This is a genomic window from Thioclava sp. F34-6, assembly GCF_002213235.1.
Taxonomy (GTDB): domain Bacteria; phylum Pseudomonadota; class Alphaproteobacteria; order Rhodobacterales; family Rhodobacteraceae; genus Thioclava; species Thioclava nitratireducens.
Genome location: NZ_NBOA01000004.1, coordinates 124685 through 136684, shown reverse-complemented (window position 1 = coordinate 136684; position 12000 = coordinate 124685). Strand labels below are relative to the sequence as shown.

Below are 12000 nucleotides of genomic sequence, written 5' to 3'. Positions count from 1 at the left end.
ATTGGGGTTTTTTAGCCTGCCGCTCGGCAAGGTAGAGATGGGCGTAAAAACTGAATCAAGAAAAAATTGAAACTCCAATGTGGCATAAGCGTTTGAAGATGCTAAAAATTTTCTTGGCGCCACCTTTCGTTTGACGCAATGAATCAAGAGTGGGTCAAGAGTCCATCGCATCCAGTTAAAAGGTCTTAGTTGGCCTAAGCCCACCAAGGGTAGTAGCCCGCCCTAGGATGCTCAGCGTCAGCAACCTTAATGAGCTCCAACTCAAGTGCTTTTCGGATTACGCCAGAGGCTTGGGCGGCATTCTTGGCGTCGATGCCAAAGCGAGCGCACAGGGTGTTATTCCGCATCCTTTCACCTCCCATGAACTGTAGGACCGCGTGAAAGTAACAAGCTCGAACACGCTCTTCAGCGCTCATTTCCGCAAATCGCCTCGGCCCGTATAAAACGACTTGCATAGAGCTATCACCGGCTTTCAGAAGTGGTGCCGGCAGCTGGCACACCTCCACCTCTTTGAACACCTTATCAAGCCCGCTCCCTTGTTCCTCGCACATACCCATACGCCGCATAAGAGAAGCCATTGCTTCGTTGCGTGAGCGTGGGGGCTGATCGATCATACGTTCCGTTTCCATCAAAGGGCGCCCTGGGTTCGTAATCTCGATCCTATCTTCGAAGAGTTCTATCTGCGGGCCAGCGCCGGAGATGGTCATATCTTGATGGATCAGAGCATTCGCGACCAGCTCGCGTATCGAGAGAGTGGGGAAAAGAGGCTGAGCGACACGGAGCGCTTGCCCAATGTGTTCGTTTTGCGGAAGCAGGCCATTTACGAACTCGAGAAGGTTCTCAAAGCCAACAGCGTAGCCCCTCTTACCATCCCGCCTGTGGCTCACCGTGGCGGTGCGGTCGGAGCCTGCATATCGGACGAATCTTACCCCCTTCCGCGCTAAGCTCGTTTCAAACTCGTCCAGATCAGACGCGAACAAGATGGCGCCGAGATTGAGGATGTTCCAGCGGCCTCCGACATCGGCCTGAATAAGCTTATCGGATTGCAGCTTGGACAGAATCGCTTCGTCATTGGTCGGGACCGATTGCCCCGTGAGCCTGAAATAGGAAGCAAAGTCTATCAGCTTCAGAACGTCCGACGCAGGCACGTAGGTCGCTGCGATGCCATGCTCCCAAGTATAGGGTCTCATTTTCTCAATGAGAGCTTGGTATCTAGCAGGATCGTCGGTCAGCTTAGGTGTAGTGCTTCCGACGCGAACATAGGAAACGCTCTCAAATGCAGTTGGCGCCATGGTCGGAGCCGGAATCTCGAGAAGAACCAGCTTGCCCTCCGGATGATCCACGGAACGAAACTTGAGCACGGGCGCTGGGCTTAGCCTTTGACGCAGCCATAGTTCGAAAGGTTGCGCGCCAATCGTCTTGGTGAACGGATTGAACGTGGTGCCTACGACGTTGTGCGTGCCGTCCTCAACGCCCCAGACGAGAAACGCATTTTCTTTACCCTCGAGGCGCGCAGCGTTTGAAAGGGCAGAGATGAGCTTTCCGATGCGGTTTTCGTCACCCAAGTTCTCTTTGAACTCAAGCCAAGCTGTCTCCGTAGCTTGAGAGCGAAGTTCGTCTATCAAATCAATGTCGCGCTGAGGATCCACTTGTTCCCTTCTCCGAAGACGCCAAAATGTTCCCTGCCGAGCAAATGCTTGCTCCTGGCAAGGGGCTCGAAACGGAATTCGAAGCCTCAATTTCGGGATAGCTGCATCTCGATCAGAATCAAAGTGCCGGATCGAACAGCTTGAGAGAGTAAGGAGATGAATTGGGTGGAGAAGGGGAGCAAATTGTCCCCCATATGTCCCCCAGCGGGGGACTTAAAATTCAAAGGGCTCAGCCTTTTACGGCTAAGCCCTTGAGAATGATGGTGAGCCGTGCAGGATTCGAACCTGCGACCCACTGATTAAAAGTCAGTTGCTCTACCAACTGAGCTAACGGCCCATCACAGGGCGCGTCTCTACAAACCCCCGCCGGGGGGGTCAAGGCATAAAATTCACAAAAATTGCACATCTGGAAAAAACCTTGGCGCGGGCGTATATCGCGCGCCATGAATACAAAGCGCATACAGAGCGGACTGCCCTTCATGAAGATGCATGGGCTCGGCAATGACTTCGTCGTGATCGACGCCCGGAACGGCGACGATCCGGTCACGCCTGCGCTCGCGCGTGCGCTCGGTGATCGGCATCGCGGCGTGGGATTCGACCAGCTCGCCGTGATCCGCCTCGCCCAAGGGGCTGATTTCACGCTCGATTTCTGGAACAACGACGGTACGCGGGCCGGCGCTTGCGGGAATGCGACCCGCTGCGTGAGCGATTACATGATGCGTCAGCTCGACCGGGCCGATGTCACGCTGCTCACCGAACGCGGGCACCTCAGCGCGGTGCGGCGCGAGGACGGGATGGTCTCGGTCAATATGGGCGCGCCGATTCTCGAAGCGGTGCAAATTCCGATTCTGCCCGGCATCGATCCCGCGCATCTGCCGCTGGGCGGCGACCCGATCGCGGTCGGCATGGGCAACCCTCATTGCGTCTTCTTCGTGGACGATGCCGAGGCGGTCGAAGTGGATCGCCAGGGCCCGGTGATCGAGCATGATCCCCTGTTCCCCGAGCGCACCAATGTCGAATTTGCCAGCGTGATCGGCCTCGACCATCTGCGGATGCGCGTCTGGGAGCGCGGCACCGGCATCACGCTGGCCTGCGGCTCGGGCACCTGCGCCACCGCCGTCGCCGCGCATCTGCGTGGCCTCACCGGCAAGCGTGTCCTCGTCGATGTCGATGGCGGCCAGCTGGAGATCGACTGGCGCGACGATGGCGTCTGGATGACCGGCCCAACCGCGCATGTGTTCGATGCGACCCTCACCCAAGATTTTCTGGACGCGATATGAAACCGCCCGTTTTCTCGACTCTCGGCTGCCGTCTCAACGCCTATGAGACGGAGGCGATGAAGGAATTGGCTGCAGGCGCCGGGCTCGAAGGGGCCGTGGTCGTCAATACCTGCGCCGTGACGGCCGAGGCCGTGCGCAAGGCCAAGCAGGAAATCCGCCGTCTCGCGCGCGAGAATCCGGACGTGCCGGTGATCGTGACCGGCTGCGCTGCGCAGACCGAGCCCGACACCTTCGCCGCGATGCCCGAGGTCACCAAGATCATCGGCAATCACGAGAAAATGCAGGCCGACACCTGGGCGCAGCTCGCCCCGCAAGGCCCCGATTTCATCGGCGAGACCGAGCGGGTGATGGTCGATGACATCATGTCGGTGAAGGAGACCGCCGGTCACCTGATCGATGGGTTCGGCCGCCATCGCGCTTATGTGCAGGTGCAAAACGGCTGCGATCACCGCTGCACCTTCTGCATCATCCCCTTCGGGCGCGGCAATTCGCGCTCCGTCCCGGCGGGCGTCGTGGTCGAGCAGATCAAGCGCCTCGTGGATCGCGGCTTCAACGAGGTCGTCCTCACCGGGGTCGATCTGACCTCCTGGGGCGCGGACCTGCCGGGCGAGCCGCGTCTGGGCGATCTGGTGATGCGAATCCTGCGCCTCGTGCCGGACCTGCCGCGCCTGCGCATCTCCTCCATCGACTCGATCGAGGCGGATGAGAACCTGATGCTGGCGATCGCGAGTGAGCCGCGTCTGATGCCGCATCTGCATCTCAGCCTTCAGGCGGGCGACGACATGATCCTCAAGCGGATGAAGCGCCGCCACCTGCGCGACGACGCCATCGCCTTTACCGAGGAAGCGCGCAAGCTGCGCCCCGGGATCGTCTTCGGCGCGGATATTATCGCGGGTTTCCCGACCGAGACCGAGGAGATGTTCGAAAACTCCCTGCGGCTCGTCGACGATTGCGGGCTGACCTTCCTGCATGTTTTCCCCTACTCCGCGCGCAAGGGCACGCCCGCCGCGCGGATGCCCGCCGTGAAAGGCCCGATCGTCAAGGAGCGCGCGGCCCGGCTGCGCGCGAAGGGCGAGGCCGCGCTGGCCGCTCATCTCGACGCGCAGGTCGGCACCGAACAGCGCGTGCTGACCGAGACCCCGCGCGTCGCGCGCACCGAAGGCTTTGCCGAGGTGACGTTCGAGGCGGACCAGCCCGAAGGCACGCTGATGAGCGTGCGCATCACTGGCCATGACGGGGCGCGGTTGCTGGCGGGCTGAAGGGGGCTTTCGTTTTTCGCAGCGTGAGCTAGCTTGTGGCCCATGCTGCGGATCAACGATCAGATAACCATCGAGGATTGGGAAATCACCGAAACCTTCACCCGGGCGCAAGGTCCAGGGGGGCAGAATGTGAACAAGGTCTCGACCGCGGTGGAACTGCGCTTCGAGGCCGAACGCTCGCCGCACCTGCCGCAACCGGTGAAGAACCGCTTGCGCCGGATCGCGGGGCGCAGATGGACCAGCGACGGCGCGCTTTTGCTGCTGGTGCAGGACACGCGCAGTCAGGCGCGCAACCGCGAGATCGCACGCGACCGCCTCGCCGAGATGATCCGAAAGGCCTGCGAAAAGCCCAAGAAACGCATCCCGACCCGACCCACGCTCGGCTCGAAGAAGCGGCGTCTGAAGGCGAAGGCGATTCACGGCGAGAAGAAAGCGCTGCGCGGGAAGGTCTCGGATGGGGAGTGATCTGCTGGACCGGCGCGAACGGCTCTTAGGGCCGAACGTGCCGACCTTCTACGACCGCCCGGTGGAGATCGTGCGGGGAGAGGGCGCTTCGCTTTTCGACGCCGACGGCCAGCGCTACCTCGACGCCTATAACAACGTCGCCCATTGCGGCCATTGCCATCCGCGCATCGTGAAGGCGATCTGCGAACAGGCCGCGACGCTCAACACCCACACGCGCTATCTGCATGAGGGCATTCTGGATTATGCCGAGGCGTTGCTGGGCAAGTTCGCCTTCGACGGTCAGCTTCTCATGACCTGCACCGGGTCCGAGGCCAATGACGTCGCTTTGCGCATGGCGCAGGCGGTGACCGGCAAGCGCGGCTTCATCGCGACCGACAACACCTATCACGGCAACACCACCGCCGTGGCGCATCTGTCGACGCGTCGCCCGCCGATCGGAGGCTGGCCGGACCATATCCGCCGGGTGCCGGCGCCCGACAGTCTTACCCCCTTGGGCGGATCGCTCGAGGCGCAGTCCGAAGCCTTTGCGGCCAACGTCGCGCAGGCGATTGCCGAGCTGGAAGAGAGCGGCCACGGCTTCGCGGGGCTCATGCTCTGCCCGATCTTCGCCAATGAGGGGATGCCCGGCATCGCGCCCGGTTTCCTAGACCCGACCGTCGAGGCGATCCGCCGCGCGGGCGGGCTGATCCTGTGCGACGAGGTGCAGCCGGGTTTCGGCCGGATCGGCTCGCATTTCTGGGGGCACGAATGGCTGGGCGTCACGCCTGACGTGGTCACGATGGGCAAGCCGATGGGCAATGGGCACCCGGTTGCTGGCCTTGTTGCGACGCCCGAGGTGATGGGCGCCTTCCGCGAGGCTTTCGGCTATTTCAACACGTTCGGCGGGAATCCCGTTTCGGTCGCAGCCGCAATGGAGACGTTGCGGGTGATCGAGGACGAAGGCTTGCAGGAGAACGCGGCACAGGTCGGCGACTACCTTCTGCAAGGGCTGCGCGACCTGTCCCATCCGCTGATCGCCGACACGCGGGGCCTTGGCCTGTTCCTCGGGATCGAACTGGCGCAGGACGGCAAGCCCGCCAGCGAAGCCGCGGGCCGGATCGTCGAAGCGATGCGCGAGCGCCATGTCTTGATGGGCCGGGTGGGCCGGGCACAACACATTCTCAAGATCCGCCCGCCGATGGTCTTCAATCGCAGCGATGCCGATGAAATGCTGGAGAAGCTTTCGCAGAGTTTCGAGGAGCTTCCTGCATGATCTCGGACGAGACCGCACGCGCGATGGCGGAGTCTGCCCTCGCTTCATGGGGAGGTGCGCCCGAGCCGCCGCGACTGGTGAAGAACCGCGAGAATATCGTCTTCGAGGCGCATCTGAAGGATGGTCGCCATGTCGCGTTGCGTTTGCACCGGCCCGGTTATCAGGGCCGCGAAGGGGTCGAGGCCGAGTTGCGCTGGTGCGAAAGCCTCGCCGATCAGGGGATGCCGGTGCCGCGCCCGGTGCGCACGAGCGAGGGTGCTCTGACAGGGCTCGTGGAGGACCGCGTCACCTCTTGCGTGGGTTGGCTGGATGGGACGCCGATCGGCGCGGGCGATCAGCCCCTCGCCGGGACGCCAGAAGCAGTGCGCGCCGAGGCCCAGGCGCTGGGTCGCCTCATCGCGCAGCTTCACATCAGCAGCGATGCCGCCCCGCCCGACGGGTTCGACCGGAACCCGTGGGATGGCGAGGGGTTTCTGGGGGAGCGTCCGCTTTGGGGTCGTTTCTGGGAACATCCTCAGCTTTCGGAAGTTGAGGCCACAACGCTGTCCTCGGGCCGCGACCTTGCGCGTGTGCTTTTGGCACAGGCACAGGACTATGGTCCGATCCACGCCGATTGCCTGCGTGAGAACGTGTTGTCGACGCCGGACGGGCTCGCCCTGATCGACTTCGACGATTGCGGGCCGGGCTACCGGCTCTACGACCTCGCGACGGCGCTGGTGCAGGGCTGGGGCGACCCGCTTTGGGGCGAACAGGCGGCAGGGCTCGTCGAGGGCTATCGCAGCCTGCGACCGCTTCCGCCCGATCAGGAGGCACTCCTCCCGCTTTTCGTGGCGCTGAGGGCCTTCGCCTCCGCTGGCTGGATTGTGACCCGGGCCCTGCCTTCCGATCCGCGCCAAAAACTATATGTAGAACGTGCGCTTGATCTCGCACAGCATTTGGAGAACCGTACGCCGCCATGGGAGACCAGTCGATGAAATGGGCGAAATCCGTCGCCAAGGGCCTGCTGGGCTATCGTCCCGCCTCTTTGCAGGTGGGCGCGCTCTGTCTGCGCATCCGTGACGGAAAGACCCAGGTTCTGCTGATCACCTCCCGCGATACCGGGCGCTGGGTCATCCCCAAAGGCTGGCCGATGCGGGGACGCTCGCTGTCCGGCGCAGCCAAGCAGGAGGCGTGGGAAGAGGCCGGAGTCGTCGGCAAGATCGACAAGGAGCCCGCCGGGGCATTCCGTTATGACAAGATCCTCGATAGCGGCTTGGCGACGCCCACCGATGTCGTCGTCTTCCCGCTGCGGGTGGAGACCCTGATGAAGTCCTATCCCGAAGAACATCAGCGCAAGCGCAAATGGTTCGCGCCGAAGGAGGCCGCGAAGCTTGTGGCGGAAGAGGGGCTGCAAAAAATTTTGCGCAAGCTCTGAGCGCCGAAACGGGCCTGACGCCTTGTCACAGCGGGTCAAACCCGTTACCCCGCGCGGGTTCTGACAATTAGATGACAGGTTCGTGACGGTGGCCAATCAAGACAACGAGTCCCGCGTCAATCAGTGGAAAACGCTCGACAAGGATCTCAAGCGGATCGGTCGTGTCGAAAGCGCCGCGCAATTCGTGGCGCGCGGCATGGTTGCGCCGGGAGTCGCGCTGGCCTTCATCGTGCTCGCCGGACTGGTGGCCGCGGTGCTGGTGGGAGGTCAGCCTGGCCAGCTGGTGGTGATCTTCGCGGCCGCGATCGGGGCCTATATGGCGCTCAACATCGGCGCCAATGACGTGGCCAACAACATGGGCCCCGCCGTGGGCTCACGCGCGATGACGCTGATCGGGGCGCTGATCGTCGCCGCCATCTTCGAAAGCTTGGGCGCGCTCGTCGCGGGCGGCGATGTCGTCAAGACCGTCGCGAAAGGCATCATCGAACCCACCGCCTTGCCCGATTCCGGGCATTTCGTCTGGGCGATGATGGCGGCGCTTCTGGCGGCGGCTTTGTGGCTGAACCTCGCGACATGGCTGGGCGCGCCGGTCTCGACCACGCACTCCATCGTCGGCGGCGTCGTCGGCGCGGGCATCGTGGCCGCGGGCTTCGGCGCGGTCGACTGGGCGTCGATGGGGATGATCGCGGCAAGCTGGGTGATCTCGCCGATCCTCGGCGGGGTGATCGCGGCGGCCTTCCTCGCACTTATCAAGTCCAAGGTGATCTATGTCGACGACAAGATCGCGGCCGCCCGGCGATGGGTGCCGATCCTGATCGGGATCATGGCGGGGGCCTTCGCTGCCTATCTCGCGCTCAAAGGCCTGAAGCACCTGTTCAAGATCACGATCGTCGAGGCCGTCCTGATCGGGCTCGTCGTCGGTCTTGTGGGCTGGCTGATCACGATCCCGATGATCCGCCGCCAATCCGAGGGGATGGAGAATCGCAAGAAGTCCCTCAAGACGCTGTTCGGCCTGCCGCTCGTCGTCTCTGCTGCGCTGCTGAGCTTCGCCCATGGTGCGAATGACGTCGCCAATGCGGTGGGTCCGCTCGCCGCCATCGTGCACACGGTGGAGCAGGGCGATATCGCGGCGCAGGTCGACATCCCGTTCTGGGTGATGGCCGTGGGTGCGCTTGGCATCTCTTTCGGTCTGTTGCTGTTTGGGCCCAAGCTGATCCGCCTCGTCGGCAACGAGATCACCAAGCTCAACCCGATGCGCGCCTATTGCGTGGCGCTGTCGGCGGCGATCACCGTGATCGTGGCGTCCTGGCTGGGTCTGCCGGTCTCCTCGACGCATATCGCGGTCGGCGGCATCTTCGGCGTGGGTTTCTACCGCGAGTGGCACGCCGAGAAACGCGCGCGTGAGCTGGGCACCCGCAAGGGCAAACCCGTCCCGCCGGAAGAGCGCAAACGCCGCCTACTGGTGCGCCGCTCGCATATGATGACTGTTGCCACGGCGTGGATCGTGACCGTCCCGGCCTCGGCCGCGCTCTCGGCGGTGTTCTACCTGATCCTCAACGCGATGACCTGATCGCTCAGACCATGACCTTCATCGCCTGCTGCTGGCCGACGTCGAAGACGCGCTTGTAGCGGGCGATTTCCGCCTCCGGCCCCATCGCCTTTTCGGGATTGTCCGACAGTTTCACCGTCGGACGCCCATCGGCCTCGACCGCTTTGCAGACGAGGCTGAACGGCGCAAGCGCGTCATGCGGCACCAGCCCGCGGAAGTCGTTCGTCAGCAGCGTGCCCCAGCCGAAACTGACCTTCACGCGCCCGGCGAACTGCGCGTGTAACTCGCGAATCTTGTCGACGGTCAGCCCGTCCGAGAAGATCACCAGCTTTTGGCGCGGGTCCTCGCCGCGTGCCTTCCACCAGTCGATCGCGATATCCGCGCCGGTCGCCGGATCGCCCGAATCGATGCGAATACCGGTCCAGCCCGCCAGCCAATCCGGTGCGTGATCGAGGAAACCCTTCGTGCCGTAGGTGTCGGGCAGGATGATACGCAGGTTGCCGTCATGCTCCTCATGCCAATCGGCCAGCACCTTGTAGGGCGCCTTTGCCAGCTCCGCATCGCTATTGGTCAGCGCCGCATAGACCATCGGCATCTCATGCGCGTTGGTGCCCACGGCCTCGATGTCGCGCCGCATCGCGATCAGGCAGTTCGAGGTCCCGGTGAACGCGCCCCCTTCGGAGATGTCGCCCAAGCCTTCGAGCATCGCCTGCACGCACCAGTCCTGCCACAGGAAGCTGTGCCGCCGCCGTGTGCCGAAATCCGCGATCCGCAGGTGATCCAACTCGCGCAGCGCCTCGATCTTCTCCCAGACCTTCGTCATCGCGCGGGCATAAAGCACCTGCAACTCGAACCGCCCCATCGTGTTCAGCACTGCCCTGCCGCGCAGCTCCATCAGGATCGCGAGCGCCGGAATCTCCCAGAGCATGACCTCGTGCCACTTGCCTTCGAAGGTCAGCTCATATTGCCCGTCGCGCTTTTCCAGATGGTAGGGCGGCAGTTGATAGCCCTCGAACCATTCCATGAAATCCGAGCGGAACATCTGCCGCTTGCCGTAGAACGTGTTGCCGCGCAGCCAGGTGCTCTCCCCGCGCGACAATTTCAACGAGCGTGCATAATCGAGTTGCTCGCGCAGTTCCGCCTCGTCGATCAACTCCGCCAGCCGGATCGACTTGCTGCGATTGATCAGGCTGAACTTGACCCGCGTCTCCGGCTTGTTGCGAAAAATCGACTGACACATCAATAGCTTGTAGAAATCTGTGTCGATCAGAGACCGCACGATCGGGTCGATCTTCCACTTGTGGTTATAGACGCGGCTCGCGATGTCGACCATGGATCAGGCCTCCAGCTTCACACCGGCAGAGCGCATCTCGCTATGCGCCTCCTGCAGCGAGCCGTCGAGGTCGATCGCCCGGCAGGCGCCTTCGATCACGGTCGCGCGGAAGCCCAGCTTCGCAGCATCCAGCGCCGACCACGCGACGCAGAAATCGGTGGCGAGCCCAACGAAGGTCAGATCCTCGATGCCCCGGTCGCGCAGATAGCCTGCAAGCCCGGTCGGCGTCTTGTGGTCGTTCTCGAAGAAAGACGAATAGCTGTCGACGCCGCGCCGGAACCCCTTGCGGATGATCAGCTGCGCCCGGTCCACGGCGAGATCGGGGTGGAACTCCGCCCCTTTGCTGCCTTGGACGCAATGATCCGGCCAGAGGGTCTGCAGCCCATACTCCATGTGAATCTGCGTGAAGGGCGCGCCGCCCTCGTGCTGGCTCGCGAAAGAGGCGTGATCCGCCGGGTGCCAATCCTGCGTCAGCACCACGGTGTCGAACTCGGTCATCAGCGTGTTCACGCGCGGAAGGATCTCGTCGCCCCCCGAGACTGCCAGCGCGCCGCCGGGGCAGAAATCGTTTTGCACGTCGATCACGATCAGGGCTTTGGTCATTTTGTCTCTCCCGCAGGGTCTCTCCATGGGTAGGGCGCGGGCCCCACATGGTCAACGGCTCTTGCCTAATGCCCCTGCACGGCGCTAATGCGAGGCCCATGTTCACCGTTGCCGCCCTTTACCATTTTACCCGGTTCGAGTCTCCCGAGGCCTTGAAGGCCCCGCTGGCGAAGCTTGCCTGCGCGCAAGGTGTGAAAGGCTCGCTCCTGCTCGCGCACGAAGGGATCAACGGCACGATCGCCGGGACCCGTGAAGGGATCGATGCGGTGCTGGCGCATATCCGCGGCTTGCCGGGCTGCGCCGATCTGGAATGGAAGGAAAGCGCGGCGGCCGAGATGCCTTTCGGCAAGATGAAGGTGCGGCTCAAGCGCGAGATCGTCACGATGGGCGAGCCCGATATCGATCCCAAAGCCCGCGTCGGCCATTACGTCGAGCCGCAGGACTGGAACGCGCTGATCTCCTCGCCCGACACGGTGGTGATCGATACGCGCAACGATTACGAGATCGAGATCGGCACTTTCGAGGGTGCCATCGACCCCGGCACGAAGAGCTTCCGCGAATTTCCGCAATGGTGGCGCGACAATGCGCATCGCTTCCATAACAAGCGCGTCGCGATGTTCTGCACCGGCGGTATCCGCTGCGAGAAATCGACGAATTTCCTGCTCTCGGAAGGGGTGCCCGAGGTCTATCACCTCAAGGGCGGCATCCTGAAATATCTCGAAGACATGCCCGAAGACGGCTCGCTCTGGCAGGGCGACTGCTTCGTCTTCGATCAGCGCGTGAGCCTGCGCCACGGGCTGAAACAGGGCGATTACGACAGCTGTCACGCCTGTCGCCGTCCGGTTTCCGCGGAAGACAAACGCCACCCCGATTACGAGGAAGGCGTCTCCTGTCACCGCTGCATCGGCGAGTATTCCGATGCCGATCGCGACCGCTTCCGCGAGCGCGAACGTCAGATGCGCCTCGCCGCCGAGCGGGGCGAAGCGCATCTTGGACGCGATTAATTATCCGCGCAGACCTGCGTCAGATCGTTGCAGCCTTGCGTGACGGTCGGAGCCCCGGTGGTCGGGAAGTCCAGACGCGGCAGCGAGAAATCCCCGACGCCAGCCGACGCGGCAGTCGCGCCAAACACGGACAGAACAAGGGCGTAAGCGAGACGTTTCATAGCGGTTCTCCATAACTGAACTACTTGGTTC

12 protein-coding genes and 1 tRNA gene are annotated in these 12000 nt (G+C 62.9%); 8 read left to right on the top strand and 5 right to left on the bottom strand.

Annotated features, from left to right (window positions below):
- Positions 1-194: 194 nt before the first annotated feature.
- Positions 195-1649: an ATP-binding protein gene (locus tag B6V72_RS09570; RefSeq protein ID WP_088735418.1), complete on the bottom strand. Its 1455-nt coding sequence runs from the start codon at positions 1647-1649 to the stop codon at positions 195-197.
- Positions 1650-1910: 261 nt separating this feature from the next.
- Positions 1911-1986 (bottom strand) — tRNA-Lys (locus B6V72_RS09565).
- Positions 1987-2092: 106 nt separating this feature from the next.
- Here B6V72_RS09565 and dapF point away from each other — a divergent pair.
- From dapF to B6V72_RS09530, 7 genes are all read left to right on the top strand, one after another.
- Entirely contained in the window at positions 2093-2929 is an 837-nt protein-coding gene (gene dapF / locus B6V72_RS09560) for a diaminopimelate epimerase (protein ID WP_088735417.1), read from the top strand.
- Positions 2926-4188 (top strand): tRNA (N(6)-L-threonylcarbamoyladenosine(37)-C(2))-methylthiotransferase MtaB, encoded by a 1263-nt coding sequence (gene mtaB / locus B6V72_RS09555; RefSeq protein WP_088719857.1) that lies wholly within the window; start codon positions 2926-2928, stop codon positions 4186-4188. The genes dapF and mtaB overlap by 4 nt, the downstream gene beginning before the upstream one ends.
- Before the next feature lie 42 nt (positions 4189-4230).
- Positions 4231-4653: an alternative ribosome rescue aminoacyl-tRNA hydrolase ArfB gene (gene arfB / locus B6V72_RS09550; protein ID WP_075775325.1), complete on the top strand. Its 423-nt coding sequence runs from the start codon at positions 4231-4233 to the stop codon at positions 4651-4653.
- Entirely contained in the window at positions 4643-5905 is a 1263-nt protein-coding gene (locus B6V72_RS09545) for an aminotransferase class III-fold pyridoxal phosphate-dependent enzyme (protein WP_088735416.1), read from the top strand. Before arfB ends, B6V72_RS09545 begins: the two co-directional genes overlap by 11 nt.
- On the top strand, positions 5902-6879 hold the full coding sequence (locus tag B6V72_RS09540) for a phosphotransferase (RefSeq protein ID WP_088719855.1): 978 nt from the start codon (positions 5902-5904) through the stop codon (positions 6877-6879). The genes B6V72_RS09545 and B6V72_RS09540 overlap by 4 nt, the downstream gene beginning before the upstream one ends.
- Positions 6876-7319, top strand: coding sequence for an NUDIX hydrolase (locus tag B6V72_RS09535; RefSeq protein ID WP_088719854.1), 444 nt, complete (start codon positions 6876-6878; stop codon positions 7317-7319). The genes B6V72_RS09540 and B6V72_RS09535 overlap by 4 nt, the downstream gene beginning before the upstream one ends.
- Positions 7320-7407: 88 nt before the next feature.
- A complete protein-coding gene (locus tag B6V72_RS09530; RefSeq protein WP_075775461.1) occupies positions 7408-8889 on the top strand; it encodes an inorganic phosphate transporter in 1482 nt (493 codons plus the stop codon).
- Positions 8890-8893: 4 nt separating this feature from the next.
- Here the strand turns inward: B6V72_RS09530 and pncB are convergent, their stop codons facing one another.
- Positions 8894-10201 (bottom strand): nicotinate phosphoribosyltransferase, encoded by a 1308-nt coding sequence (pncB, locus tag B6V72_RS09525; RefSeq protein ID WP_088723143.1) that lies wholly within the window; start codon positions 10199-10201, stop codon positions 8894-8896.
- Between the two features lie 3 nt (positions 10202-10204).
- Positions 10205-10804 carry a bifunctional nicotinamidase/pyrazinamidase gene (gene pncA, locus B6V72_RS09520; protein WP_088735415.1) on the bottom strand — a complete coding sequence of 200 codons (600 nt, stop codon included), beginning with the start codon at positions 10802-10804 and terminating at the stop codon, positions 10205-10207.
- Between the two features lie 98 nt (positions 10805-10902).
- On the opposite strand from pncA, the gene B6V72_RS09515 reads away from it, so the two are divergent.
- Entirely contained in the window at positions 10903-11808 is a 906-nt protein-coding gene (locus B6V72_RS09515) for a rhodanese-related sulfurtransferase (protein ID WP_088723141.1), read from the top strand.
- On the opposite strand, the gene B6V72_RS19180 is transcribed toward B6V72_RS09515, so the two are convergent.
- Positions 11805-11969 (bottom strand): hypothetical protein, encoded by a 165-nt coding sequence (locus B6V72_RS19180; RefSeq protein ID WP_157771528.1) that lies wholly within the window; start codon positions 11967-11969, stop codon positions 11805-11807. The genes B6V72_RS09515 and B6V72_RS19180 overlap by 4 nt on opposite strands.
- Between the last annotated feature and the right edge of the window lie 31 nt (positions 11970-12000).

Coding starts and splice junctions, on each gene's coding strand:
- pncB (WP_088723143.1), bottom strand. CDS start 10,201: ATGGTCGACATCGCGAGCCGCGTCTATAACCACAAGTGGAAGATCGAC.
- arfB (WP_075775325.1), top strand. CDS start 4,231: ATGCTGCGGATCAACGATCAGATAACCATCGAGGATTGGGAAATCACC.
- B6V72_RS19180 (WP_157771528.1), bottom strand. CDS start 11,969: ATGAAACGTCTCGCTTACGCCCTTGTTCTGTCCGTGTTTGGCGCGACT.
- dapF (WP_088735417.1), top strand. CDS start 2,093: ATGAATACAAAGCGCATACAGAGCGGACTGCCCTTCATGAAGATGCAT.
- pncA (WP_088735415.1), bottom strand. CDS start 10,804: ATGACCAAAGCCCTGATCGTGATCGACGTGCAAAACGATTTCTGCCCC.
- B6V72_RS09535 (WP_088719854.1), top strand. CDS start 6,876: ATGAAATGGGCGAAATCCGTCGCCAAGGGCCTGCTGGGCTATCGTCCC.
- mtaB (WP_088719857.1), top strand. CDS start 2,926: ATGAAACCGCCCGTTTTCTCGACTCTCGGCTGCCGTCTCAACGCCTAT.
- B6V72_RS09545 (WP_088735416.1), top strand. CDS start 4,643: ATGGGGAGTGATCTGCTGGACCGGCGCGAACGGCTCTTAGGGCCGAAC.
- B6V72_RS09540 (WP_088719855.1), top strand. CDS start 5,902: ATGATCTCGGACGAGACCGCACGCGCGATGGCGGAGTCTGCCCTCGCT.
- B6V72_RS09515 (WP_088723141.1), top strand. CDS start 10,903: ATGTTCACCGTTGCCGCCCTTTACCATTTTACCCGGTTCGAGTCTCCC.